Below are 24,545 nucleotides of genomic sequence, written 5' to 3'. Positions count from 1 at the left end.
TCTCCGGTGGGATCAGGCCGTGAAGAAGCGCGAGCGCTGCGACTCGATCTTCTTGAGCAGGGCCGAGCCGTCGTCCGGGTGGTTCAGCCACTCGGTGAAGCCGGGCTCGACCACGGTGGAGATGAATCCCGGGTCGCTGTCGCGGTCCCCGAACTGGGTGATGTGCTTGGCACCGGCGATGAGTTCGGCGGACTTCTTCTGCAGGGCGTTGTAGGAGCTGGTGTCGGCGCCGGAGTTGACGGAGACATTGCTCGGGTCGACGCCCATGTAGAGCTTCTCGGCTTGTGCGCTGCCGAGGAACTCGAGGAACTTCTTGGCGCCGTCGGCGTTCTTCGGCTTGCGGCTGAGCATGAAACCGTCGGTGGGCGCCTCGACCGTGTCCTGTCCGTACGCCGCATCGATCTCCGGGAAGGGGAAGAAGTCGATGTCGGAGCGCAGGGACTCGTCGGTGACCTGCTGGCCGAGGAAGAGGCCGATGACCGCCATGCCGGACTTCCCGTCGAGCAGCGACTGCGCGGCGTCCTGCCACGAGCGGCCGCCCGCGCTGGTCTGGTAGTACGGGGTGATCTCACGCCACAGGTCGATGGTCCGCACGGCGCGCTTGTCGGTCCAGGCGACCTGGCCCCGCATCAGGGACATGTGGAAGTCGTAGCCGTTGGCGCGGAGGTTGAGGTAGTCGAAGGTGCCGAGGATGCTCCAGCTGTCGCCGCCGCCGTAGCCGGAGGCGATGGGGGAGAGCCCGTCCTTCTTCATCTGCTTGGCCAGCGCCGTGAACTGGCTCCAGGTCGTGGGGACCTGGTAGCCGTACTTCTTGAAGACGCTCTTACGGTAGAAGACGGCCCACGGGTAGTTGTAGAGCGGGACGAAGTAGTACTTCCCGTCCTCGCCCTTGGACAGCTGCTTGGCCGCGTCGCTGTACCCGCTGCCTATCTTGTCCCACACGTCGTCGATGGGGCTGGCGAGGCCCTTCTTGGCGAAGTACTGCATGCGGTAGCCGGCGAACCAGGTGAAGACGTCGTCCGGGGTGCCCTGCAGGTAGGTGGAGATGCTCTTCTGGAAGGTGTCGTGGTCGACGGTGTTCGTCTTGACTGTGAGCTTGCTGTCCTTCTCGAAGGCGCTCGTCACCGCGGCGTAGGCCTTCTTCGGGGTGGCGTCCGCGCCGTTCGACCCGAAGGTCACCGTCTTGGGGTCGGCCGCGGCTCCTCCGCCGCAGGCGGCGAGGGCGGGCATGGCCAGGGCTGCGGCACCGGCGCCGAACAGCCCCTGGACCACCCTTCTGCGGCTGGGACCTGTGGGGGTCCAAAGGGTGGGGCTCTGCAGCGTCATCGCTACTCCTCGTACGTGTCTGACCCGATGAAGGACTGGATCGCGGCGCCCGCGGACCCGCGCGCCCACTCCTCGGCCACCGCCTCCGGCCGCGTCCCTTCGCCCCCGCCGGTCCGCCTGAGCGGGCCGTGGGAGAGCACGGTCGTGAAGACCGGGGAAGCGGCCGGCGTCGTCGCCGGGATCGCCTCAGGAGAGGTCGAGCGCATGGCCGGAAACTTAAGGTGGTTCTTTTCCTCTGTCAATGAAAGAAGCAGACTCCTCTTGAAGAACCTTGCAAGCGGGTCCATTACCTGCAAAAGCCAGATCAAGGACAGGTGTTGACAGTCGATCGAAGGCGCTGTTGGCTGCTCACTGCTCCTGTGGCGCTATCTGAACGTGAGGATCAATGGCTGCGATCTCCTTCGCCCCGGCCTCCGGGGTCTGGCTGCTCTCCACCCCGCGCACGTCCTACGCGCTGCGGATCGACGAGACGGGAGCGCCCTGCCACCTCGCCTGGGGACCGCGGCTGACCCTCGCGGCGGCCTCGGAGCTCGTGCCTCCTCCGGCCGTGGAGATCAGCAGCTTCGAGGGCCGCCCCCCGGCCGGCGAGGAACTGCCCGTCGACGGAGGGGCCCGGTACGGGGCGCCGTCGCTGCGGGTGCAGTTCGCCGACGGCACACGCGCCTTCGAGTGGGAGCCCGTCGGTCACCGGATCGTCGAACCGGCGCCCGGAGCAGCCGAACTGGCCCTGGAGTTCCGCGACCGCCACTACCCGCTGGCGGTCACCCTGCACTACCGCGTCCATGACGACACCGACGTCATCGAGCGCTGGACCGTGGTGCACAACACCGGAAAGGAACCGCTTTCTGTGCTGCGCGCCGACTCGGCCGCCTGGACGCTGCCGCCGCGCGACGACTACCGGATCAGCCATGTGACGGGCCAGTGGTCGGCGGAGAGCCTGCTGCACCGGGAGCCGGTCCCGCACGGCGAGACCGTCCTCACCAGCCGGCGCGGCATCACCAGCCACCACGCGAGCCCGTGGGTGATGCTGGACGTCGGCGACGCCACCGAGGACCGGGGTGAAGTGTGGAGCGCGGCCCTGGCCTGGAGCGGAAGCTGGCACGTCACCGTGCAGCGCACCCCCGACGGACGTACCGCCTTCACCGGTGGAGCGGGGCATGACGGGGCGTCAGTGCCGCTCGGCCCGGGGGAGGAGTACGCGACCCCGCGCTACGCCGCCGTGTACACCGACGGCGGCTTCGGCGCCGCGAGCCGCAGCTGGCACGCGTACGTCCTGGCCCATGTGCTGCCGCACCCGGACGAGGTGCGCCCCGTGCTGTTCAACTCCTGGGAGGCCACCGGCTTCGCCGTCGACGAGGCCGGACAGAAAGCGCTTGCCGCGCGGGCGGCGGAGCTCGGGGTGGAGCTCTACGTCGTCGACGACGGCTGGTACGGCGGACGCCGCGACGACACCGCCGGACTCGGCGACTGGTCACCGGCCACCAAGGGCTTCCCCGACGGGCTCACCCCGCTGATCGAGGAGGTCCACCGGCTCGGCATGCGCTTCGGCCTGTGGGTGGAGCCCGAAATGGTCAACCCGGACAGCGACCTGTACCGCGCGCACCCGGACTGGGTGCTGCACTTCCCGCACCGCACCCGCACCGAACTGCGCAACCAACTGGTGCTCAACTTCGCCCGCGACGACGTCGCCGAATGGGCCTACGGCTGGCTGACCCGGCTGGTCGCGGACAACGGCATCGACTTCCTCAAATGGGACATGAACCGCGCCTTCAGCGAGGCCGGCTGGCCGGGCCGCGAAGGCGGCCAGGACGTGCTGTGGACGAGGTACGTGCACAACCTCTACGGCGTCATCGACCGGCTTCGCGCGGACCATCCGGGGCTGCGGATCGAGACCTGCAGCGGTGGCGGCGGCCGCGTCGACCTGGCCATCCTCTCCCGCACGGACCAGGCGTGGCCGTCCGACAACACCGACGCGGCCGACCGGGTCTCCATCCAGCACGGCTACAGCCAGATCTACCCGGCACGCACGATGTCCGCCTGGGTGACGGATGTCCCCAACCAGCTCACCGGCCGCTCCGTGCCGCTGCGTTACCGCTTCCACGTCGCGATGGCCGGGGTACTGGCAGTGGGCGGCGACCTCGCACACTGGACGGCGGAGGAACTCGCCGAGGGCGCCGAGCTGGTGGCGGAGTACAAGACGGTCCGCCACATCGTGCAGCACGGCACCCAGCACCGGCTGCGCGGTCCCGTCGACGACGCGCCGTCCGCCGTGCAGTACACCACTACCGACCGCCGGGAGGCCTTCGTGCTGGTGTGGCAGCGGGCGCCGCGCCACGGCACGCCGCGCCCCGCCCTCAGGCTCGCCGGCCTGGATCCCGCCGCGCGCTACCGGGACACCCGGACCGGCGCGGTCTGTCACGCGTCCGTACTGACCGGCTACGGGATCACGCCCGAACTGCCGCCCGGGGACTGGTCCAGCACGACCCTGCGCCTGGTCAGGGTGGACGACGGGACGGCGGCGGACGGCACCGGCCCCGCGTCCTAGGCCCTGTCTGACACATCCCGCCTGCCCCGCGACGCCTTGCACGCGCGCTCGCTGCGTTGTCGGAGTCGCCCGAGTAGCCCACTACGAGGGCGATCCTCCGCCTTGCGATCACACGCACCAGACGCCGCGGGGCCCGCCCTCCGGGCGGCCGGCGCTATGTGTCAGACAGGGCCTAGGAGGCCGCTGACCGGCCCCCGGCGAGGGCGTCGAGGCGGTCCTGGATGTGCCGGGCTTCGGCGGTGCGGCGCTGGGCGCGGTAGAGGTCCAGGGCTTGGCGCCAGGCGTGCCGGGCCTCGTCGGGCCGGCCCATGGCGAGGTGGGTGCCGGCGAGGCGCGCTTGGGTGTTGGCCTCTTCGTAGGTGTTGCCCATGGCGTGGAACAGCGCGAGGGCTTGGCGGAAGTAGTCGAGGGCCTGGACGTGCTGGGCGGTGTGGTGGGCTATGTAGCCCAGGCTGTCCAGGGTGTCGGCCTCGCCGTCGCGGTCGCGGTCGGCGTCCTGGCGGATGAGGGCGAGGGCCTGCTCGCAGTGGGGCCTGGCCTGCTCGTAGTTGCCCAGCTGGGCGTGGTGCCAGCCCACCGCGTTGAGCGCGTTCGCCTCCCCTGCGGAGTTGTCGAGGGTCCGATGGAGGCGCAGGCAGTGTTCCGCGTGTGTCAGCGCCTGCCGGTGATCGCCCTGCTGTCCCCAGGTCCACGCGAGTGCGCGGTGGGTGCGGGCCTGGCCGTTGGTGTCACCGGTCTGTTCGAGCAGCGCCAGGGCCTGGCGCAGGTGATCGAGGGCCACGGCGTACTCGGACGTCAGGGAGCGCACTCGGCCGAGGCCGCGATGGGCCAGTGCCTGGGAGGCCGGGTCCGCCAGCTGTTCGGTGGCGGTGAATGCGGTGAGCCAGGTGGTGAGCTGGTCACGGACGTGGCCCCGGCGCGAGTGGAAGGTGTCCATCGTCCACGCCAGTTGCCACGCCTGGCGGTGCAGCCCCTGCTCCGCGGCGAGCGTCTGGACGGCCAGGAGGCAGGCGTGTTCGGCCTCGAACCAGTCCAGCGCGGCCGCGGCGTCCTTCGGCGCGGAGGGGGAGGACCCGGCGGCGGGCCGGCCGGGGTCGATCGGTGGCCGGTGCGGGGACAGCAGGCAGTCGCCGGCGTGGGCGGTGTGGAGGTAGAAGTCGACCAGCCGCTGCAGGGCGGCCGTGCGGGCCTCGGCGCTGTGGTCGTACTGCCCGCGTTCGGCGGCGTAGAGGCGGACCAGGTCGTGCATCCGGAAGCGGTCGGGCAGGTGCTGCTGGACCAGATGGGCGGCTTCCAGGGCGCGCAGGAGAGCACGGACCCGGGGGACCGGCAGTGCGGTGAGGGCCGCGGCGGCCGGCGTGCCGATGTCCGGGCCGGCCACCAGGCCGAGCAGCCCGAAGACCTGTGCCGCCGGGCCGTCGAGGGCATGGAAGGAGGTGGCGAACACGGTCCGTAGATCGGCGGTGATGTCGCCGGAGTCCAGGGCGTCGAGCCGGCCCGCGGCTTCTCGCAGCTCCTCGGCGAGCGCGGCGAGGGGGAAGTGGGGGTGGGTGGTGGCGCGGGCGGCGATGATCCCCAGTGCCAGCGGCAGCCCCGCGCATCTGTCCAGAAGGGCGGTTACGGCCTCCGGCTCGGCGGCCACCCGGTCGGCCCCGAGGTGGCGGACGATCAGCCGGTGGGCCTCGGCGTCGGTCAGTACGTCCAGCGCCAGGGGCTGGGCGCCATGGGTGGTGGTCAGGCCGGTGAGCCGGCTGCGACTGGTGACCAGCACGGTGCAGCTCGGACTGCCGGGCAGCAGCGGGGCGACCTGCTCGGTGTCGCGGGCGTTGTCCAGCAGGATGAGCATGCGCTTGCCCGCGACGACGGACCGGTAGAGCCCGGCCCGGGCATCCGGGTCGGCGGGTATCGCCGAGGGCTCCACGCCGAGGGCGTCCAGGAAGCCGCGCAGGGCTGCCTGCGGCGCCATCGGCTCGCCGGTGGGATCGAAGCCGCAGAGGTTGACGTAGAGCTGCCCGTCGGGAAACCGCTCCATGTGGGTGTGAGCCCATTGCTGGGCCAGCCAGGTCTTGCCGACGCCGCCGGTGCCGCCGATCGCCGAGATCACCACCGTGCCGCCCGGCTCGTCGGCTGGGGCGTCCAACGCACGGTCCAGCGCGGCCAGTTCGTCGACCCGCCCGGTGAACAGCCATGGTGGCGCGGGCAATTGGCGTGGCACGGGCGTCGGGAACGGGGCCGGGGTCGCCGGCGGTTCCGGTGCGGAGCGGGCCGCGGGTACCGCCAGTGCCGAGTCCGCGGCCAGGATCTGCTGGTACAGCCCCTGGAGTTCCGTCCCGGGGTCGATGCCGAGGCTCTGGGCAAGCTGCTTGCGCGTGCGGTCGTACGTCTCCAGGGCCTCGGCGGGCCGCCCGGACCGGTACAGGGCGGTCATCAGCTGCCGGACCAGCCGCTCGTCCAGCGGATCGTCCGCCGTCAGCTCGCGCAGCCCCGCCACTATCTCGTCGTGGCGGCCCAGGCGGAGCTGCGCGTCGTGGTAGAGCTGCAGGGCCGTGGCCCGCTGGCCGTCCAGCCGCGTGCGCATCCCCTCAGCCCAGTGGCCGGGCACACCCGACAGTGCGTCCGCCTGCCACAGCGCGAGCGCTTCCCGCAGCAGGTCGGCAGCGTGCTCGTCGTCGCCCTCCGCCGCGCGCGCCTCGGCGACCAGGCCCAGGAAGCGGTGCAGATCAACCCGCTCCGGGGGCAGCTCCAGCAGATAGCCGCCCGACCGGCGGACCAGCCGGACACCTGCCGCTTCCGCGCCGGACGTGCGCAGGGTGTTACGCATCCTCGTCACGTAGCTGTACAGCACACTGCGCGCCGTGGCAGGCGGGTGGTCGTTCCATACGCGGTCGATCAGCTGTTCCGTCGGGACCGTGCGCGGCGCCTCGGCCAGCAGTACGGCCCACACGCACCGCTGCTGGGGCGGGCCGAGATCCAGCTGCCGGCCGTCGACCGACGCCTCGACCGGACCCAGTAGTCGGAATTCCATGTACAGCCTCCGAGATCGCAGCGCCTCCTGCAGCGCACCGCGCGTAGGCACCTCCCTTACCCCTGTGTCGTTCATGCTTACGGTCCGGACGGCTCACGTCCAGTTTTCGTCAAGGTTTTGTCCTATCCCCGCCCCTCACCCTGGTGTTGCCGGCCCACAGGCAGCTCGCGGAACGGGGGGATCGGGCGAAAGAGCAGAAGTGCTCTCGCGCCAGGCACGACGCGAAGGCCACCGGGGGGAGTGGGCCGGCCAACGGGGCAACCGGGCAGCGCCGCAAGCGCGGCGCGCCCGGCCGCTCAGGCGGTGGTGACGACCAACTTCCCCTTGGCGCTGCCGTCCTCCATGGCCGTGTGCGCCTCGACGATCCGGTCGAAACCGTAGACGTGGTCGATGGGGACCGTGGTGTCGCCGGCCGCGACGGCATCGAGGAAGTCCTGGAGCACTCGCGCCGGCAGGTCCTTGGCATCACCGCCGTAGGTGCTGAGCCGGACGCCGCTCGGGATGTAGTCCAACGGATAGAAGTCCTTGATCGTCCACTCGTTGGACAGCATGCCGGCGAAGCACACGACGCCGTGCACGCGCGTCGCGTGGAGCGTGTCGCGCAGGGTGGGTGTGCCGACGAGTTCCAGCGCGGTGTCCACTCCTTCGGGCAGGATCGCGCGGACCTGGGCGGCGACCTCGCCGTCGTCGATCAGGACGTGGTCGACGCCGATGACGGCCAGCGCCGCGGCCTTCTCGGGGCTGCGCGTGGTCGAGAGCACGGTCATGTTCCGCTGCTTGGCGAGGACGGCGGTGGCCATGCCGATGGATGAGGTGCCGCCGCGGATGAGGATCGACTGTCCGGGCTGTGCGTCGAGGCCGACGGTCAGGACGCCGTAGGAGGTCTGGAGCATCTCCGGGACCGCGCCGAGCGTGCTCCAGTCGAGATCGCTGTGGAAGGCGATCACCTGGCCGGCCGGGACGCAGGTGTATTCGGCGTATCCGCCGTCGAAGGTCCGGCCCATGCCGCCCATCATCGCGACCACCTGCTGTCCGGCGGTGAACTCCCCGCCCGGGCACTCGGCCACGACTCCGGTCGCCTCGATGCCCGGCACGCGGGGGAAGGTGACCCCGTCGGCCAGGCCGAGCCGGGTGTGGAGCTCGGAGCGGTTCAGGCCGAAGGCCTTGACGCGGATGAGGACCCACCCGGGCTGCGGGGTGGGGATCGGAAGTTCACGGATGGCGAGGGCATCGGCGGGGCCGGGTGCGTCCAGGACGATCGCTCGCATGGTGCCGGTCATGTGGCCGCCCTTTCGGCGTCGGTAGTGGCGTTGGCGTTGGCGCGGGCTCCGGCGGACCGGAGCGTCGCGATGGTGGCGCTCAGCTGCTGGAGTGAGCGGGCGGAGAGTGCGGAGCCGAGCCGGATCTCGAGTTCGCCGTCGACCACGGGGGTCGCCCGGGCGAGGAGGGATTCGCCTGCCGGTGTGAGCTCGATGATCGAGGAGCGCCGGTCGTCGGGGTTGGACCGGCGCACGCAGTGCCCCGCCGCCTCCATCCGGTCGACGGCTTTGCTGGCGCCCCCGACCGTGATCGAGAGCCGGCTCACGATGTCGTACACCCGGCACCCCGCGGTACGTGCGATGACCTGCATCAGCTCGAAGCTGCCGAGCGGGAGGCCGAAGTCGTCGCGCAGCCGTCGGTCGAGCGCGTCGTACAGCTCGATCTCCAGCCGGACCAGGTCGCTGAAGAGTTGTTTGAGGTCCGTCATGCTCCCCACTTGGATGACGAAGAACTAAATTCCTTGGAATCTTCTTGCGAGCCTACCACCGCGTCGCGCGGCGTCGCGTGGCGCGTGGCCCGCCCGGCCGTGCGGTCGGGCACCATGGGCGCATGAACTCCCACTCCGCCGACGGTCACCCCGTCCCCGATCGCCCCGTCGTCCGACTCCCACGTGAGCAGGAGGTCTTCATACGGCTGCGCTCGTCGCAGGACCGGGTCGCGGACGCGATCACCGCTTTCGCGGGGACGATGCAGTTCGTCTACATCCACGCCGTGTGGTTCTTGGTCTGGATCGCGCTGAACGAGGGGCTGCTCGGCAAGGGGGCGATCTTCGACCCTTATCCCTTCGGGCTGCTCACCATGATCGTGAGCCTCGAGGCGATCTTCCTCTCGACCTTCGTCATGGTGAGCCAGAACCGGCAGGCCCAGCGCGAAAACGTACGTGCGGACCTGGACTTCGAGAACAACGTCCGCTCCGAGGTGTGGTCGGTCCACATGGGCAAGGCGCTCGGACTGGATCCCGAAGGGGTCGAGAAGCGCGTCCAGGAGATCATCGCGCAGAGCCGCGCGAACATGAACGGGGCGTCGCCCGGGTCGCCGGTGGACCCGAAGACCCTCTGAGGCGGCGGGTGGTCGGCCACGCCATCGGGGCCGGGACAACTGGCCTCCCTTATTAGTTTAGATTTAAACTATACCGGATTCACCCTTTCGGGGGATTGAGCTGTCAGAATCCTGAAGGTGCCCGACTTCGACATGCTCGTCATCGGATCCGGTCCGGGCGGCCAGAAGGCCGCCATCGCCGCGGCCAAACTCGGCCGCCGGGTCGCCGTCGTTGACCGCCCCGACATGGTCGGTGGGGTCTCCATCCACACTGGCACCATCCCTTCGAAGACCCTGCGCGAGGCGGTGCTCTACCTCACCGGCCTCACCCAGCGCGATCTGTACGGTCAGAGCTACCGCCTGAAGGAGGACATCACCGTCGCCGACCTGACCGCCCGCACCCAGCACGTGGTCAGCCGCGAGGTCGATGTCATCCGCAGCCAGTTGTCCCGCAACCATGTCTCGCTCTTCGCCGGCACCGGCCGCTTCGTGGACGACCACACCGTCGCCCTGCGCGATGTGACCGGCCAGGACCGGCTGCTGAGCGCCGAGCACATCGTGATCGCCACCGGCACCCGGCCCGCCCGGCCGGCGACCGTCGAGTTCGACGAGCGGACGATCATGGACTCCGACAACGTCCTCAACCTGGAGCGGGTGCCGCGCTCCATGGTCATCGTCGGGGCCGGCGTGATCGGCATGGAGTACGCCTCCATGTTCGCCGCCCTGGGCAGCAAGATCACCGTGGTCGAGCAGCGCGCCGGCATGCTCGACTTCTGCGACGTCGAGGTGATCGAGGCGCTCAAGTACCACCTCCGGGACCTGGCCGTCACCTTCCGCTTCGGCGAGACCGTCGCGGCGGTCGAACGGCACCCCCGGGGCACCCTCACCATCCTGGAGAGCGGCAAGAAGATCCCCGCCGACGCCGTGATGTACTCGGCCGGCCGGCAGGGGCTCACCGACGAACTCGACCTGGACAAGGCCGGACTGTCCGCCGACAAGCGCGGCCGGATATCGGTGGACGAGCACTACCGCACCGCCGTGCCGCACATCTACGCGGTGGGCGATGTCATCGGGTTCCCGGCCCTGGCCGCGACCTCGATGGAGCAGGGGCGTACGGCGGCGTACCACGCCTACGGCGAGCCGGTGAACCGTGTGCACGACCTGCAGCCGATCGGCATCTACACCATCCCGGAGATCAGCTTCATCGGCCGGACCGAGGACCAACTCACCGAAGAGTGCGTGCCCTTCGAGGTCGGCATCTCCCGCTACCGCGAACTGGCCCGCGGCCAGATCATCGGCGACTCGCACGGCATGCTCAAGCTGCTGGTCTCCCCGGACGACCGGCGGCTGCTCGGCGTGCACTGCTTCGGTACGGGCGCCACCGAACTCATCCACATCGGGCATGCCGTGATGGGCTGCGGCGGCACCGTCGACTACCTGGTCGACGCGGTGTTCAACTACCCGACCCTCGCCGAGTCGTACAAGGTCGCGGCCCTGGACGCGACCAACAAGATCCGCCAGATCGACCGCCTGAGGGACTGATCCCGTCGGCGCCCGCCGTATACCAGGGCGGGCGCCGAGCCAGGGGCCGGATGGCGAATATCCATCAGAAATGGATCAGGAGGGTTAATCTCGCCGCTCACAGCGGTCAGCTGGGAATGCGTGAGAGGGGCCGGCCTTGACAGCCGATGAGCGGGGCGCCGATGAGGACGATCTGGACGTCTTCCGGCCGGAGCGGCCCCTGCCGCTGAGCGCGGAGGCCGCGCAGCGGCTGTTCGCAGAGGCCGGGCCCGACCACCCGGACCCGGCCACCGACCCCGACCCCGCCCCCGGCGACGCCCAGGTCTTACCGGACCCGGAGTTCGAGAGACGGGCCCCGTCCGCGTCGCCGGACGGCTCCACGCCGTGGGCGCAGAGCTCCCCGCACGACCGGACGGTGCCCGCCCGGCCGCTGGGGCTTCTCGTGGGCACGGCGATCCTCGCGGCCTGCGGTCTGCTGCTGTTCGCCGTCGTACGTGAAGTGCCGGACTCGGTCAGCAGCGAGTCCACCGCGACCGCTCCCGCCCCCGGCTCCGAACTCCCGGCCCTCCCCAGGATTCCGGCCGACACGGCGTCCCCGTCGTCGGCCGGCGCGCGTGCCGAAGCGAAGGCGCCCCTGGAGACCGGTGCCACGCGCATCTCCGCGACCACGCCCGACCACCCGGCGACGGGCTCGAAGCAGGGTGAGGCCGGCACCGCGACCTCCAGCGGGACGAGCAGCAAACAGCCGACCTCGCAGCCGCAGCCGGATACGACGCGCTGGTCGGTGCGCTCGGTGAACTACCCGGACCGCTACTGGACCTACCGGGACGGTGCGGGCCGCCTCGACCCGGTCAGCGGCTCCTCCTCGGCGAGCACCCGCAAGCAGGCCACCTTCACCGTCGTGGCCGGGCTCGCCGACTCCAGCTGTTTCTCCTTCAAGGTGAGCGGCGGCGACTATCTGCGCCACTACGACTTCCGGATCCGCGCCGACGCGTACGACGGCACCAGGCAGTTCCGCGAGGACGCCACCTTCTGCCGGCACCGGGGCGGGTCCTGGGACTCGGTGTCCTTCGAGTCGTACAACTACCCCGGCCGGTATCTGCGGCACCGGGACTTCAAGCTGTGGATCGACCCCTACGAGAACTCGTCCCTCTACCGGGACGACATCAGCTTCCAGGTCACCGCGCCCCTGTACTGAAGGCCTCTCAGGTCTCCCAGACGACGGGCAGCGTGCGCGGCGACCGGTGGATCATCGTCGGCAGCATCTCGACCGGCTCACCGCCCGCCGCCTCCCGCAGCCCCGGCAGCCGCCGGGTCAGGGTCTCCAGGGTGATACGCAGCTGCTCCCGGGCCAGTTGGGACCCGGGGCAGCCGTGCACGCCGTGGCCGAAGGCGAGATGGCGGACCGGCGGGCGCGTGATGTCGAAGGCCGCGGGCCGGTCGACCGCCGCCTCGTCCCGGTTGGCGGAGCCGTACGCCACGAACACCGGCTCCCCGGCGGCGAGTTCGACACCGGCGAGGGTGACCGGGCGCGTGGTGACCCGGCGGAAGCCCTGCACGGCGCAGTCGTAGCGGGCCGCCTCCTCGATCGCCGCCGGGATCAGTGAGGGGTCCGCGCACAGCAGCTCCCACTGGGCCGGGTGGCGCAGCAGATGGAGCACGGTCGTGCCGATCAGGGCGGTGGTCGTCAGATGCCCGGCGATCAGCAGGTTCTGCAGATTGGACATCACCTCGCCGCGCTGCTCGTCGGTCAGCGCGGCGGTGCCGGGGGCGATCGCCCGTACGATCTCCGAGCACAGATCGTCGCCGGGATCCCGGCGACGCTCCTGCGCGTAGTCCAGGAGCAGCAGTTGCAGGGCGACGACATCGCGGGCGGCGTGGATCTGCTCCTGCACCGGCAGCGGCCGGAAGATCAGCTCCTCGGCGCGATAGCTGCCGTGGACCGCCGCCGGTACATCGGCCGGGTCCAGCCCGAGCACGTGGCCGATCACCTCGCCCGGCAGCCGCTTGGCGTACTGCCGCATCAGCTCCGCCCGCCCCTCACCGGCGAAGGCGTCGACCAGGGCCGTGGCGCGCTCGGCGATGTACGGCACCGCCGCCGCGACCCGTGACGCCGACAGCCCCCGGGTCAGCGGGGCGCGTAACCGCAGGTGCGCCGCGCCGTCCGAGGTCACCACCACGGGACCGCCGCCCGGGCCCCTGCCCAGTTCGGCCAGTGCCTCGGGCGCCGGCATGACGTCGGGGCGCAGGGCATTGGCCGAGGAGAAGTCCTCCGGCCTGCGCAGCACCTCGCGAACGTCAGCCTGACGGGCCACCAGCCATCCGCCCAGCTCCGGCGAGAAGGCGAGCCCCGGCTCCTTCCGGGCCCGCGCGTACGCCGGATAGGGGTCCCGCTGCAGTGCCGCGAGTCCGCCGTGCGGGTCTTCACCCATGAATCTGCCTCCCCGGTGCGGCTGTACGGCCGGCGCTGCGTTCGCCCCGCCCCATGGTGCAGGACCGGGGCACGGGGTGAAAGACCGGCAGCGGGACCCGGGGCGGCGCGCTACTGCGCCAGGCCGGCTGCGAGGGTGGCGCCCAGCTCCCAGCACGCTTCGGTGTCGCCCTTGCCCGGCTCGCCGGTGACGCTGACGGCGACCGCCGCCTTCTGCCAGCCGAGACCCGTGGTGATCGACTCGATGCCGCGCACCGCCCCGGTGACATCGTTGCCGCCGTGCACGTAGAAGCCGAAGGGCCTGCCGCGGGTGGCGTCCAGGCACGGATAGTAGATCTGGTCGAAGAAGTGCTTGAGCGCCCCGGACATGTACCCGAGATTCGCCGGAGTGCCGAGCAGATAGCCGTCGGCCGCCAGGACATCGGACGCGGTCGCGGCCAGAGCGGGACGGCGGACGACCTCGACGCCCTCGATCTCGTCGGTGGTGGCACCGGAGACGACGGCCTCGAACATGGCCTGCAGATTCGGCGACGGAGTGTGGTGCACGATCAGCAAGGTAGGCACACCGACCGAGCCTATCCTGCCTCCACCCTGCTTCCACAGGTTTCTGCCGCGTTGCCCATGAGTTTCGAAGGCAGGCATATGGGTCAAGAATCGGATACGACCCTTGTGGGGGCGCAGAGTGACAGGTGACCATGAGCGGCACTCGCACCGGCACCAGGTTCACCGCAGGAGATCACGTTGGCCACAGGGCTTAACAAAAACGAAGCAGAAATCGGCCTCGCCCCCAGCGCGGCCGCCGAACGGCAGAAGCTCCGCAAGCATTTCAGCCGCTTCGACATCCTGTTCTTCCTGCTGTGCACCATTGTCGGCGTCGACACCATCGGCACCGTGGCCTCGTCCGGCGCGGAGGCCTTCACCTGGCTCATCGTGCTGGCCGCCGTCTTCTTCATACCGTCCGCGCTGCTGACCGCGGAACTCGGAGCGGCCTTCCCCGAGGAGGGCGGACCGTACATCTGGACCAGCCGGGCATTCGGCCGGCTGGTCGGATCGGTCAACAACTTCCTTTACTGGGTCACGAATCCGGTCTGGCTCGGCGGTACGCTCTCCGTCGCGGCCGTCGCCGCCTTCACGACTTTCTTCAACGGCGGCAAGGATCTGAGCACCCCCGCCTTCTACGTTTTCACCCTGGTGTTCATCTGGGTCGGGGTGCTCGCCGCGATTCTCTCCTTCGACATCGGCAAGTGGATTCCCACGCTGGGCGCCTGGAGCCGCCTGATCCTCCTCGGCTTCTTCACCGTCACCGTGGTGGTGTACGGGATCCAGCACGGGCTGCACGGTTTCGGCGTCTCCGACTTCTCCCCGACGTACGCCGGTTTCGTCGGCCTGGTCCCGGTCCTGATGTTCAACTACGTCGGCTTCGAGCTGCCCAACACCGCGGGCGACGAGATGACCGACGCGAGCAAGGACGTCCCCTTCGCCATCTTCCGCAGCGCCGCCCTGTCCGTGCTGCTGTACGGCCTGCCGATCCTGGGCATCCTGCTGGTGCTGCCGACCAAGGCGATCACCGGCCTCGGCGGCTTCCTCGACGCCATCCGCCAGGTCTTCACCGTGTACGGCGGCTCGGTGGCCGCCGACGGCACGGTCACGCTGACCGGGGCCGGCAGCGTCCTCGGGGGGCTGGCCGCGATCATGTTCATCCTCACCGTGCTGTCCTCCGGCGTCACCTGGATCATGGGCTCCGACCGGGCGCTGGCCGTCTCCGGCTACGACGGCGCCGCACCGCGCGGACTCGGCGTCATCTCCAGCCGCTTCGGCACCCCGGTACGGGTAAACATCCTCAGCGGCCTGGTTTCCACCGGCGTCCTGGTCCTGGCCCACGAGCTGACCCACGGCAGCGCGGCCAAGCTCTTCGGGGCGGTGCTCGGCCTCGCCGTGTCCACCACCCTGGTCAGCTACCTCGGCATCTTCCCGGCCCTGCCGGTGCTGCGGCGCAAGTACCCGAACGTCCCCCGCCCGTACAAGGCGCCCATGCCGTGGGCGATCGCGATCGTGCTCACCGTCCTGATCGCGTACGCCTCGCTCCAGCTGCTCATGCCGGGGGTCGGCAGCGGCTGGTTCAGCAAGGACTACCTCCCCGACGGCTGGACGCACGGCGAGCGGGTGTCGTACCTGCTGACGGAGGCGGTGCCGCTGGCCGCGTTCATCGTGATGGGTGTGATCTTCTGGGCGCTGGGCGCGCCCACCCGCTCGGCGATGCGCGCCGCGGACGGCGGGGCTGGGGCCTAACCCCTGCCACTGTTCGCGCGGGGCCGCGTACTAACACGTACGCGGCCCGGCCCGTTGACGTCAGGACTGAGAGACCGTCAGTACGATCTTGCCGCTGAGGTGGCCGCCCTCGCTGCGCTCGTGAGCCTTGGGGGCCTCGGCCAGGGGGAACTCGGAGTCGATCGGGATGACGAGCTTGCCCTCTTCGTAGAGCCTGGCGGCCTTGGGGAGGGCGTCGAAGCGCTGCGGGTGGGTCCCGGCGCCGGTCACCAGGGCGCCGTACTGGCCGGCGGAGAAGTCGGCGATGGTGATCACCTTGGCGGGGTCACCCACGATCTCGATCAGCTCCTTGACGGAGCCCTTGCCCGCCGTGTCGAAGGCGAAGTCGACACCGCCGGGCGCGAGTGCCGCCACCCGCTCCTTGAGCCCGGGGCCGTAGGTGGTGGGGACGACGCCGAGGGAGCGCAGCCGGTCGTGGTTGGACTCGCTCGCCGTGCCGATGACGTGGACGCCGTCCGCGATGGCGAACTGGGCCGCGATGGTGCCCACCCCGCCCGCCGCGCCGTCGATCAGCAGGGTTTGTCCGGCCGTGGGCGGCCCGACGACGTCCAGGGCCCGCTGGGAGGTCTCGGCGGCCACCGGCAGGCCGGCCGCCTCCGCCCAGCTCATGGAGGCGGGCTTCGCCGTGAAGTGGTCGAGGACCGCGTACTGCGCGGAGACACCGTTCCCGGAGCCGAAGACCCCGTCCCCGACGCTCACGCCCTCGACACCCTCCCCGACCTCGTCGACGACCCCGGCGGCGTCCATGCCGGGAATCGTGGGCAGTTCGATCGGGAAGACGTCCTTCATGTAACCGCCCCGGATCTTCCAGTCGACGGGATTCACCCCGGTCGCGCGGACCGCGATCCGCACCTGCCCGGGACCGGCATGCGGTTCCGGTACCTCGGTGACCTGGAGAACCGACGGGTCGCCGTACTCGGAGAAAGTCAGCGCGAACATCTCAGCACCTTTCGATGGAGGCGTGTTCCGGCTCTGCAAAAAACCAGGCCCGGCGGCGATTGATTCCCCGAACAGGCTCGCGCACAGCGCGTACGTCGAGGCGGCGAACGGCGGATAGCCCAGGTAGCCGGCCAGCGGCATCCGGAACAGATGGGGCGTCCCGTCGAACCAGGGAATCGTGTACACCCAGTGGTAGCCCGAGGCCCCGCCGTTCCACAGCTCCCAGAAGAACCCCGCGGTCGGCCCGGCCAGAGCCACCGCCGCGATCGTGCCCCAGCGGCCCTCGGCGGCCCGGCCCAGCAGGCTGGGCCGCCCGGCACGGCGGTTGAGCGGGTCGAGGAGCAGGAAGGGCGCGAACCACAGCAGCGGAAAGGTCTGCCGGGGGAGGACCAGCGGCAGGACCACCGCCGCGACCCCGGCGAGCGGGAGCAGCCCGGCGCCCGGCACCTCGACACGCCGTCCCCGCAGCCCCCGCAGCCGTGGCAGGGAGAGCAAGAGCTCGGCGGTCTCCCACAGCACCGGAATGACCGTGCTGTACGTGACCGCCTGGACGACGTCCCAGTAGAGCCGCCCGTGCCGGGCCGGAGCCACGTAGTGCCAGTTGCCGATGACGTGGTTGGCCAGCTCGTACAGCGCCCAGTAGGCCGAGGACACCGGGAACAGGGCCAGAAGGAGCAGCGGCCGGGCGCTCATCGGCGACGTGCCGGTGCGCACCAGCACCAGTCCGTCCGCGACGAGGAGGTAACCCAGCCACAGCGGGAAGAACACGTCCTCCGACCAGGCGCTCTCCAGCGTCCAGTAGAGCGGCCAGAAGACGGCGACGAGCAGGAGGCCCGTCACCAGCCGTACGGGGACCCGCCTGGCCATGTGCCCATGGTGCCTCGCGCCGGGGCGGCCCGCGCCCCGAACCGTTCCCTGACTTGCGCTCCGTCGCCCGAGGAAAGAGATTCGAAAGGCAGAGAAAGGTGTCACCGGACATGGATCTCGCCCCGGACATCAGTGTCGTCGTCATCGTCTACAACGACGCGGAGCGGCTTCCCACCGCGGTGCGGTCCGTGCTGGCGCAGACCCTGCGCAATGTCGAGGTGGTCATCGCCGACGACTGCTCGACCGACGGCTCGTACCAGGTCGCCACCTCCCTCGCCGCCGCCGACCCCCGCCGGGTGCGGACGATCCGGCTGCCGCACAACAGCGGCGGCTGCGGAGAGCCCCGCAACCAGGGCATCGCCGTGGCGCGCGGCCGCTACGTGATGTTCCTGGACAGCGACGACACCCTCCCGCCCAATGCCTGCCGGGCCATGCTGGAGGCCGCCGACCGCACGGACGCCGACCTGGTCTCCGGCCTGTGCGTACGGGTGCACGCCGACAGCCGGCACGACCGCAAGGACCCCTGGTACCCGTGGCTGTACCGGTCGACGCGCACCATCGAGTCCATCGCCGACCTGCCGGACCTGATGGTCTTCGACACCCTGTCGACCAACAAGTGCTACCGGCGCGACTTCCTCCTGAGCAGCGGCCTGACCTTCCCCAAGGGCATCCACTACGAGGACCTGCTCTTCTCCGCCCAGGCCCTGCTGGCGGCCCGGCGGATCACGGTCATCCCGAACACCGTCTACACCTGGAACGTCCTGGACAAGGCCGAGGTCAAGTCGATCAGCAACCGCCGCCATGAGATCAACAACTTCGGCGACCGGGTCGAGATCCACCGCCGCATCGACGCGCTCCTCGCCGACCGCGCCATGGACGGGCTCAAGCTCGCCAAGGACATCAAGTTCCTCAAGCACGACCTGGTCCTCTACCTGCGCGAGCTGCCCTTCCTCGACGACGGCTACCGCCGCCGCTTCGCCCGGATGGCCGACGAGTACATCGCCGGATTCCCCCCGGCCGCGTACGCCGAGCTCGACCCCATCCACGCCATCTGCGCCTACCTCCTGCTCAAGGAGGACTGGGCCAACCTCATGCCGGCCGTCGACACCCTCATCAACCGGCACAAGATCTCCGCCCCCCTCGCCGAGCACGACGGCCGCGTCTACTGGTGTGCCGACCACCTCGACGACCCCCAGGGCCGCGAGGTCCTCGACGTCACCGCCCTCGGCTACCACACCCGGCCCCTCGACCACCTGGCCCCGCGCAACCGCCTCACCGGCTACGCCGTGCGCGACGGCCAGGTCATCCTCGACGGCGCCATCGTCAACCCCCTCGGCGTCATCCCGCCCGGCGCCGTCCTCACCGGCGAGCTCGAATTCCGGGCCCGGCGCCGGTCCTTGCGCTCCTTCCGCTTCCCGGTGCGTACGCTCCGCCACGCCGGGGAGTCCGTGGTGTGGCAGGCCGAAGTGCCGCTGGCCCGGCGGCTGCGGCCGCTCGGCATCGTCGACGACGTGTGGGACGTACGGCTGCGCCTCAACGCCGACGGACACCGCACCGCCACCCGGCTCACCGCGGGCAACACCGACCTGGGCGACACCGAGCCCCTGAGCGTACGACCGCTGCTCAGCCGCCTGACCGCCGACCGCCTCGAACCCGAGGTGTCCGCCAAGGGCCACCTGGCCTTCCGCCTGACCCAGCGCGGCCCTGCCGCCCGGCGCACCCACGCCCTGGTCGAGCGGCACCTCGACGGGCCCGCGGCCACCGTCGGCAAACGCGCCTACCGCGCGGCGCGGGCCGGCTGGCGGGACCTCAACTCCGGCCGGCGCAAGATCCAGGCCTACCACCGGATGCTGCGCCTCCTGCCGGTCCGCCGGGGAACCGTCGTCTTCGAGAGCCACCTCGGCAGGCAGTACAGCGACAGCCCCCGCGCCATCCACGAGGAGATCCGCCGGCGGGGCCTGCCCGTCACCGCCATCTGGTCCTACGCGGGCGACCGGCCCGACGGCTTCCCCGAGGACGTCGAGCTGGTCCACCGCTGGTCGTGGCGGTATCTGCGGGCGCTGGCGCAGGCCGAGTTCTGGATCGACAACCAGGGCTACCCGCTCAAGCTCGACAAGCGCCCCGAGACCACCTACATCCAGACCTGGCACGGCTCCGCGCTCAAACGGATGGGCTTCGACGAGCCCGGCTACCGCCTGCTGAGCGAGCCCGAACAGGCCACCTACCAGCGCTCCCTGGACCGCTTCGACCACTTCGTCGTCCGCGGCGAACACGACGTCCGCACCCTCGCCCGCGCCTACCGCATCCCCGGCGAGAAGCTGCTGCGCACCGGCTACCCCCGCAACGACGCCCTGGTGCGGGCCCGCGAGACGGCCACCCCCGATCCGGCCGCGACGCTCCTCGCCGAGCGGCTCGGCATCGGCCGCGACCGTCCCGTCGTCCTCTACGCGCCCACCTTCCGCGCCCATCCGGGCGGCCGGGTGCGGGAGTTCGAGTTTCCCTTCGACGTCGACCGTTTCGCCGACCGCTTCGGCGGCGAGCTGACCCTCCTGGTCCGTACGCACTACCTCAACCGGATCGCCCTGCCGCCCTCCGTCGCCGGCCGGGTCATCGACGTCACCGGCGAGCCGGACATCACACCCCTCCTGCTGCTCGCCGACGCCGTGGTAACCGACTACTCGTCCCTGATGTTCGACTATGCGCTGCTGCAACGGCCGATGGTCTTCTTCGCGTACGACTGGGAGGAGTACTCCCAGGACGCCAGAGGCATCTACTTCGACCTCCTCGCCGAGGCCCCCGGGCCGGTGGCGCGCACCGAGGACGAGCTGTTCGCCGCGCTCACCGACCTGCCGGGGGTCCGCCAGCGGTACGCCACGCGGCTCAAGGAATTCGCCGACCGCTACGGCGAGTACGACCGGGGCGACGCCGCGGCCCGGATCGTGGACCGCTTCTTCGGCACGGCGGATGCGGGGGAGGACCGATGACCGGGCGTGACATCTTCTTCGTCGCCAACGAGGTCAACGAGCTGGGCGGCGTGGCCCGCTGGCAGAACCAGCTCGCGCGGCTGCTGTCCGATCGCGGCCACCGGGTACGGATCGTCGGCATCGCCCCGCCCGACGTGCCCATGGACCTCGGCGCCGACCCCCCGTTCGAGACCCGGACCCTCTACGCGCGCCGCCCGCCCTCCCCGCGCCCCCTGGCCCCCATGCTGGCCAGGGCCGATCTCGCCGGGCTCCGCCGGGAGGCCGAGCGCCGGGCCGTCATGCGCGAGGCCGCGGCGCGGCTGTCCGCGCTCTTCCGCGAGGGCCAGCCGGGCGCGGTCGTCATCGTCACGCAGGTGTGGGCCATGGAGTGGGTGGCACTCGCCGACACCGCCGGCCACCTGGTGATCGGCATGAGCCACGAGTCGTACGACTACTCCCGCCAGTCCTCGCGCTTCGAGCGGGTACTCACCCACTACGCGGGCGTGGACCGGCTGCTGCTGCTCACCCAGGAGGACGCCGACCTGTGGACCGGCCAGGGCCTGGACAACACCGGCTTCATGCCGAACCCCCTGCCCTCGGAGCCCGAAACCCCCTCGCCGCGCACCGAGAAGGTGGTCGCCAGCCTCGGCAGGCTCAGCCACCAGAAGGGCATCGACATGCTGCTCGACGCCTGGGCCGAGGTCGCGCCCCGGCAGCCGGGCTGGCGGCTGCGGATCCACGGCGCCGGTGAGCTCGAGGAACCGCTCAAGCGGCAGTGCACCGCCCTCGGGCTCGACGGCTCGGTGGACTGGGCCGGGCAGACCACCGACGTGACGCGGGCACTGCACCAGGCGTCCGTCTTCGTGCAGTCCTCGCGCGGCGAGGGCTTCCCGCTGGCGATCCTGGAGGCGATGGCCTGCGGCGTGCCCTGCGCGGCCTTCGACTGCGCCCCCGGGGTACGCGAGATCATCCGCGACGGCGAGGACGGGCTGCTGGCCACGCCCGGCAACACCTCCGAACTGGCCCGCGTCCTCGACCGGTTGATGGGCGACCCCGAACTGCGCGACGCGATGGGAGAGCGGGCCCGGCGGAACGTACGGCGCTTCGCGCCCGGCGCGGTCGCCGACCGGTGGGAAGAGCTGTTCCGCTTTCTGGAGCGCTAGGCCCTGTCGTCAAAATGGCGCCGGCCGCCCGGAGGGCGGGACAGGCGGGATTTTGACGACAGGGCCTAGTGCCGTGAGGGGCACTGGAGATGCGGGTACGCCTCCGCCGCCGGTCCTGGGGGAGCCGGCGGCGGAGGCGCGTGGGGGTGCGGGTATGGCTGGTGCGGCCTCGCGGCTCAGTAGCCGAGGCTCGAGGAGTCGCTGCTCGAGCTGCCGGAGGAGGACGACGAGGACGAAGACGACGAGGACGAAGACGAGGCGGACGAGCCGGCCTTCGCCTTCGCGGCGGGCTTGGTCTTGCCGCGGTCGACCACGATGTCCTTCTTGATGGCGAACCAGACGCCGCCGACACCCTGGCCGTTCGTCTGGCCGGCTTCCTTGTCACCCTTGAAGGTGTACGCGGGCCAGCAGTTGAAGGCCTCCTGCTTGGTGCCGTTCGGCGTGGTGAAGGTGAAGATCACCTTCGGGTCGAGGCCCAGCGCCGTGACGTCCGCGGTCGTGACCAGACCGCTCGGCGTCCACTTCTGCAGGCACGCCGCGTTGCAGGCGGTCGTCATGGGCCAGGGATGGTCCTTGGTGAAGAGGTACAGCGTCTTGCCGTTCCTGTCCTGCAGAACCTTGCCCAGTTCGGGGCTGTCCAGCACGTTGAGCGCGGCCCGCTTCACACCGGACTTCTTGCCGTCGGGGGCCGCGGCGAACCAGGTGCCGCCCACGCCCTGGCCGTTGGTGTCACCGGCCGTCGCGTCCTTGGAGTAGCGGTAGAGCGGCCAGCCGCTCAGCGTGAGCTGCTTGGTGCCGTCCGAGCGGGCGACCCAGCCCAGCAGATCGGGGTTGAGGCTGTCGGACGCCGAGGCGTCGTCCGCGGAGACCGGCGGCCACGCGGTCGCGCAGTCCCCCTCACAGTTGGACTTCGACGGGCTGGGGGTGTCCTTGTCGAAGCGGTAAAGGGTGTTGCCCTCGCTGTCGGTGACGAGCGCCCCCAGCTTGGCGTCGGACCGCACCGACAGCACGCCCGCGGTCTTGAGCCCGGAGGTGCCGGTCGAACCGGAGGGGCTCGCCGACACGGAGCCGGCCGCCGGCTGCACGATGGTGGTGGTCGGCTGGGTGCTTGCACCACAGGCCGTGGCCAGAAGCATGGTCGCGGCCGCCACTCCGGCGAGTAGGACTGTTCGCCACTTTCCCATTTCAGGTTCCTCACGTTTCGCGTCCGCACCGGCATCCTCGCCCGGCACTTGGCCCTAACTACGGGCGAAGGTGGGCTCCGGTTCATGGGGATCTCAAAAGTTTTCGAATGCCGAGGTCCAAGGGCTCGAATTGTTGGGACCGTTGAGTAGACACGGCGACCCGGGCCGTACAGGTCGACAGTGGATGTGTCGGGTACGTACGGGTACGCAGCAGGGGATGACCATGACCATGGCCGATGCCAACACGCAGGGCCCCACACGGCAGTTGCTCGCCGGCCGGTATCGGCTGACCCAAGTCGTACGCCAGGGAGGCGACCAGACCGCCTGGCAGGCCGAGGACACCGAACACGGCCGGCTGGTGACGGTCACCGAACTGAACGACGACAAGCGGCACTCCGAGCGCACCGCGCGGCGCCGGCTGGTCACCCGCATGCTCCGTGAGGCCGAGGTGATGGCACTGGTGTGCCCCGGCAGGGTGCTCACCGTTCTGGACATCGTCGAGGAGGACGGCCGGCTCTGGACGGTCACCGAGACCCCCGAGGCCACCCCCCTGGACCAGATCCTCGCCACCGAGGGCACCCTCGACGCCGTACGCGCCGCCCGCATCGGCCTGGAGCTGCTCGCCGTACTCACCGCCGCCCACCGCGAGGGCATCACCCACGGCGACGTCCGGCCCAGTTACGTCCTGGTCCGCCCCGACGGGCAGGTCGTACTCAACGGCTTCGGCGTGACCGCCGCCCAGAGCGCCGCGCCCTCATACGCCTCGCCGGAACGGGCGCGTGGCGAGCGGCCCGGACCCTCCTCGGACCTGTGGTCGCTCGGCGCCGTCCTCTACGCCATGGTCGAGGGCCGCCCTCCGTTCCGCGACCTCGAAACCCCGGCCGCCACGCTCGCCGCCGTCCTCAACGAACCCGTGGTGCCACCAAGACACGCCGGTCCGCTGGCCCTGGCCATCAACGGGCTGTTGCGCAAGGACCCGCTGGAGCGCACCGACGACCCGGTCGTGCGCAAGGTCCTCAACCGCATCATCGGCGAGGCGAAGTTCGGCGCCGATCCCACCGACCTCCTGGGCTTCGGCCTGGGCTTCGTCGAGCAGACCGGCTCGGCGAGGGAGCCCGCGCCGAGGCGCCCGCCCGCCCGCACGACCGCGCCGAGCAGGCGGGCGGTCTCGATGTGGCGCAGGCCGCTGTGGCGGATGACCGTACGGGACCGGACGGTGTCCTGGACTCCGGCCGGTCTGACGGTGGGGGCGGTCGCCCTGCTGGTGGCCTTCACCACGGCGGTCACCGTCGTCATGCTGGACGACCGCTCCCCGGCCGCCTCCGCCCTGCCGTCGCCCGCGCCGAGCGCGTCCACCGGGCGGTCGTCGTCCGCGCCCTCCGCGTCCTCCACCGGCGACCGAACCGTGGTGATCCCCAAGGACTTCTCCCTCCGCCACGACCCCGAGGGCTTCGCCATCGCCCTCCCCGACACCTTCGGCCGCATCGGCGACAACGGCCACGGCTCCGGCTCCCTCTTCGGCGCCTTCAACGACCCGCGTTCGGTGCTGGTCGACTGGACCCACAGCCCCGGCGCGGATCCCGTCGCCGCGTGGCAGAGCCTGGAAACGAAGGTGCGCGCGAGCATCACCGACTACCACCGCGTCGGCGCCATCGAGTCCCTCGACTACCGGGGCTGGAAGGCCGCCGACTGGGAATGGACCTCCACGATCAACGGCGTCCGCTACCGCACCCTCAACCGCGGCTTCGTCGTCGACTCCCACCACGGCTACGCCATCAAATGGAGCGTCCCCGAGTCGGTCTGGTACGCCGAGGCGAACCAGCAGGCCCTGCACCTCTTCCTCGACTCCTTCCAGCCCGCGCGCTGAAACGACTCAACGCCCCGCCCGGCAAAAG

The 24,545-nt window shown here is 70.7% G+C and carries 17 protein-coding genes; 8 read left to right on the top strand and 9 right to left on the bottom strand.

The annotated features are described in order from the left end of the window. Positions 1-12: 12 nt before the first annotated feature. A complete protein-coding gene (locus tag ACFXJ5_RS21310; RefSeq protein ID WP_384633086.1) occupies positions 13-1,326 on the bottom strand; it encodes an ABC transporter substrate-binding protein in 1,314 nt (437 codons plus the stop codon). A gap of 2 nt (positions 1,327-1,328) precedes the next feature. Further along, positions 1,329-1,532, bottom strand: coding sequence for a hypothetical protein (locus tag ACFXJ5_RS21305; protein WP_384633083.1), 204 nt, complete (start codon positions 1,530-1,532; stop codon positions 1,329-1,331). 179 nt (positions 1,533-1,711) lie between these two features. Between ACFXJ5_RS21305 and ACFXJ5_RS21300 the strand changes: the two genes are divergently transcribed. Continuing rightward, positions 1,712-3,871 (top strand): alpha-galactosidase, encoded by a 2,160-nt coding sequence (locus tag ACFXJ5_RS21300; RefSeq protein WP_384633080.1) that lies wholly within the window; start codon positions 1,712-1,714, stop codon positions 3,869-3,871. 172 nt (positions 3,872-4,043) lie between these two features. Here ACFXJ5_RS21300 and ACFXJ5_RS21295 read toward each other — a convergent pair whose 3' ends face one another. From ACFXJ5_RS21295 to ACFXJ5_RS21285, 3 genes are all read right to left on the bottom strand, one after another. After that, positions 4,044-6,896, bottom strand: a complete 2,853-nt coding sequence (locus ACFXJ5_RS21295; protein WP_384633077.1) for a BTAD domain-containing putative transcriptional regulator — start codon at positions 6,894-6,896, stop codon at positions 4,044-4,046. 296 nt (positions 6,897-7,192) lie between these two features. Further along, the gene (locus tag ACFXJ5_RS21290; RefSeq protein WP_384633074.1) at positions 7,193-8,176 is read right to left on the bottom strand and encodes a zinc-binding alcohol dehydrogenase family protein; all 984 of its coding nucleotides are present in this window, start codon (positions 8,174-8,176) and stop codon (positions 7,193-7,195) included. Further along, complete coding sequence (locus ACFXJ5_RS21285) at positions 8,173-8,643, bottom strand: MarR family winged helix-turn-helix transcriptional regulator (RefSeq protein ID WP_384633071.1); 471 nt, start codon at positions 8,641-8,643, stop codon at positions 8,173-8,175. Before ACFXJ5_RS21285 ends, ACFXJ5_RS21290 begins: the two co-directional genes overlap by 4 nt. A gap of 122 nt (positions 8,644-8,765) precedes the next feature. Here ACFXJ5_RS21285 and ACFXJ5_RS21280 point away from each other — a divergent pair, with 122 nt between their 5' ends. From ACFXJ5_RS21280 to ACFXJ5_RS21270, 3 genes are all read left to right on the top strand, one after another. Continuing rightward, complete coding sequence (locus ACFXJ5_RS21280) at positions 8,766-9,275, top strand: DUF1003 domain-containing protein (protein ID WP_384633068.1); 510 nt, start codon at positions 8,766-8,768, stop codon at positions 9,273-9,275. Between the two features lie 117 nt (positions 9,276-9,392). Then, positions 9,393-10,796 carry a Si-specific NAD(P)(+) transhydrogenase gene (sthA, locus tag ACFXJ5_RS21275; RefSeq protein WP_384633065.1) on the top strand — a complete coding sequence of 468 codons (1,404 nt, stop codon included), beginning with the start codon at positions 9,393-9,395 and terminating at the stop codon, positions 10,794-10,796. A 136-nt stretch (positions 10,797-10,932) separates the two neighbouring features. Next, entirely contained in the window at positions 10,933-11,973 is a 1,041-nt protein-coding gene (locus ACFXJ5_RS21270; protein WP_384633062.1) for an AbfB domain-containing protein, read from the top strand. 7 nt (positions 11,974-11,980) lie between these two features. Here ACFXJ5_RS21270 and ACFXJ5_RS21265 read toward each other — a convergent pair whose 3' ends face one another. After that, positions 11,981-13,207 (bottom strand): cytochrome P450, encoded by a 1,227-nt coding sequence (locus ACFXJ5_RS21265; RefSeq protein ID WP_384633059.1) that lies wholly within the window; start codon positions 13,205-13,207, stop codon positions 11,981-11,983. A 110-nt stretch (positions 13,208-13,317) separates the two neighbouring features. After that, a complete protein-coding gene (locus ACFXJ5_RS21260; RefSeq protein WP_384633056.1) occupies positions 13,318-13,770 on the bottom strand; it encodes a flavodoxin family protein in 453 nt (150 codons plus the stop codon). A gap of 177 nt (positions 13,771-13,947) precedes the next feature. On the opposite strand from ACFXJ5_RS21260, the gene ACFXJ5_RS21255 reads away from it, so the two are divergent. After that, positions 13,948-15,495 carry an APC family permease gene (locus ACFXJ5_RS21255; RefSeq protein ID WP_384633053.1) on the top strand — a complete coding sequence of 516 codons (1,548 nt, stop codon included), beginning with the start codon at positions 13,948-13,950 and terminating at the stop codon, positions 15,493-15,495. 60 nt (positions 15,496-15,555) lie between these two features. Here ACFXJ5_RS21255 and ACFXJ5_RS21250 read toward each other — a convergent pair whose 3' ends face one another. After that, entirely contained in the window at positions 15,556-16,473 is a 918-nt protein-coding gene (locus ACFXJ5_RS21250; RefSeq protein ID WP_384633280.1) for an NADP-dependent oxidoreductase, read from the bottom strand. Positions 16,474-17,450: 977 nt separating this feature from the next. On the opposite strand from ACFXJ5_RS21250, the gene ACFXJ5_RS21245 reads away from it, so the two are divergent. Further along, positions 17,451-20,324 carry a CDP-glycerol glycerophosphotransferase family protein gene (locus ACFXJ5_RS21245; RefSeq protein ID WP_384633050.1) on the top strand — a complete coding sequence of 958 codons (2,874 nt, stop codon included), beginning with the start codon at positions 17,451-17,453 and terminating at the stop codon, positions 20,322-20,324. After that, positions 20,321-21,466, top strand: coding sequence for a glycosyltransferase (locus ACFXJ5_RS21240; RefSeq protein ID WP_384633047.1), 1,146 nt, complete (start codon positions 20,321-20,323; stop codon positions 21,464-21,466). Before ACFXJ5_RS21245 ends, ACFXJ5_RS21240 begins: the two co-directional genes overlap by 4 nt. 176 nt (positions 21,467-21,642) lie before the next feature. Here the strand turns inward: ACFXJ5_RS21240 and ACFXJ5_RS21235 are convergent, their stop codons facing one another. Continuing rightward, entirely contained in the window at positions 21,643-22,650 is a 1,008-nt protein-coding gene (locus ACFXJ5_RS21235) for an SCO0930 family lipoprotein (protein ID WP_384633044.1), read from the bottom strand. Between the two features lie 223 nt (positions 22,651-22,873). Here ACFXJ5_RS21235 and ACFXJ5_RS21230 point away from each other — a divergent pair, with 223 nt between their 5' ends. Next, positions 22,874-24,517, top strand: coding sequence for a serine/threonine-protein kinase (locus tag ACFXJ5_RS21230; RefSeq protein WP_384633041.1), 1,644 nt, complete (start codon positions 22,874-22,876; stop codon positions 24,515-24,517). The last annotated feature ends 28 nt before the right edge of the window (positions 24,518-24,545 follow it).

Source organism: Streptomyces sp. NPDC059373 (assembly GCF_042751495.1).
Lineage (GTDB): Bacteria > Actinomycetota > Actinomycetes > Streptomycetales > Streptomycetaceae > Actinacidiphila.
The sequence above is the reverse complement of the archived record's forward strand: the minus strand, read 5'-3'. Positions and strand labels throughout refer to the sequence as shown.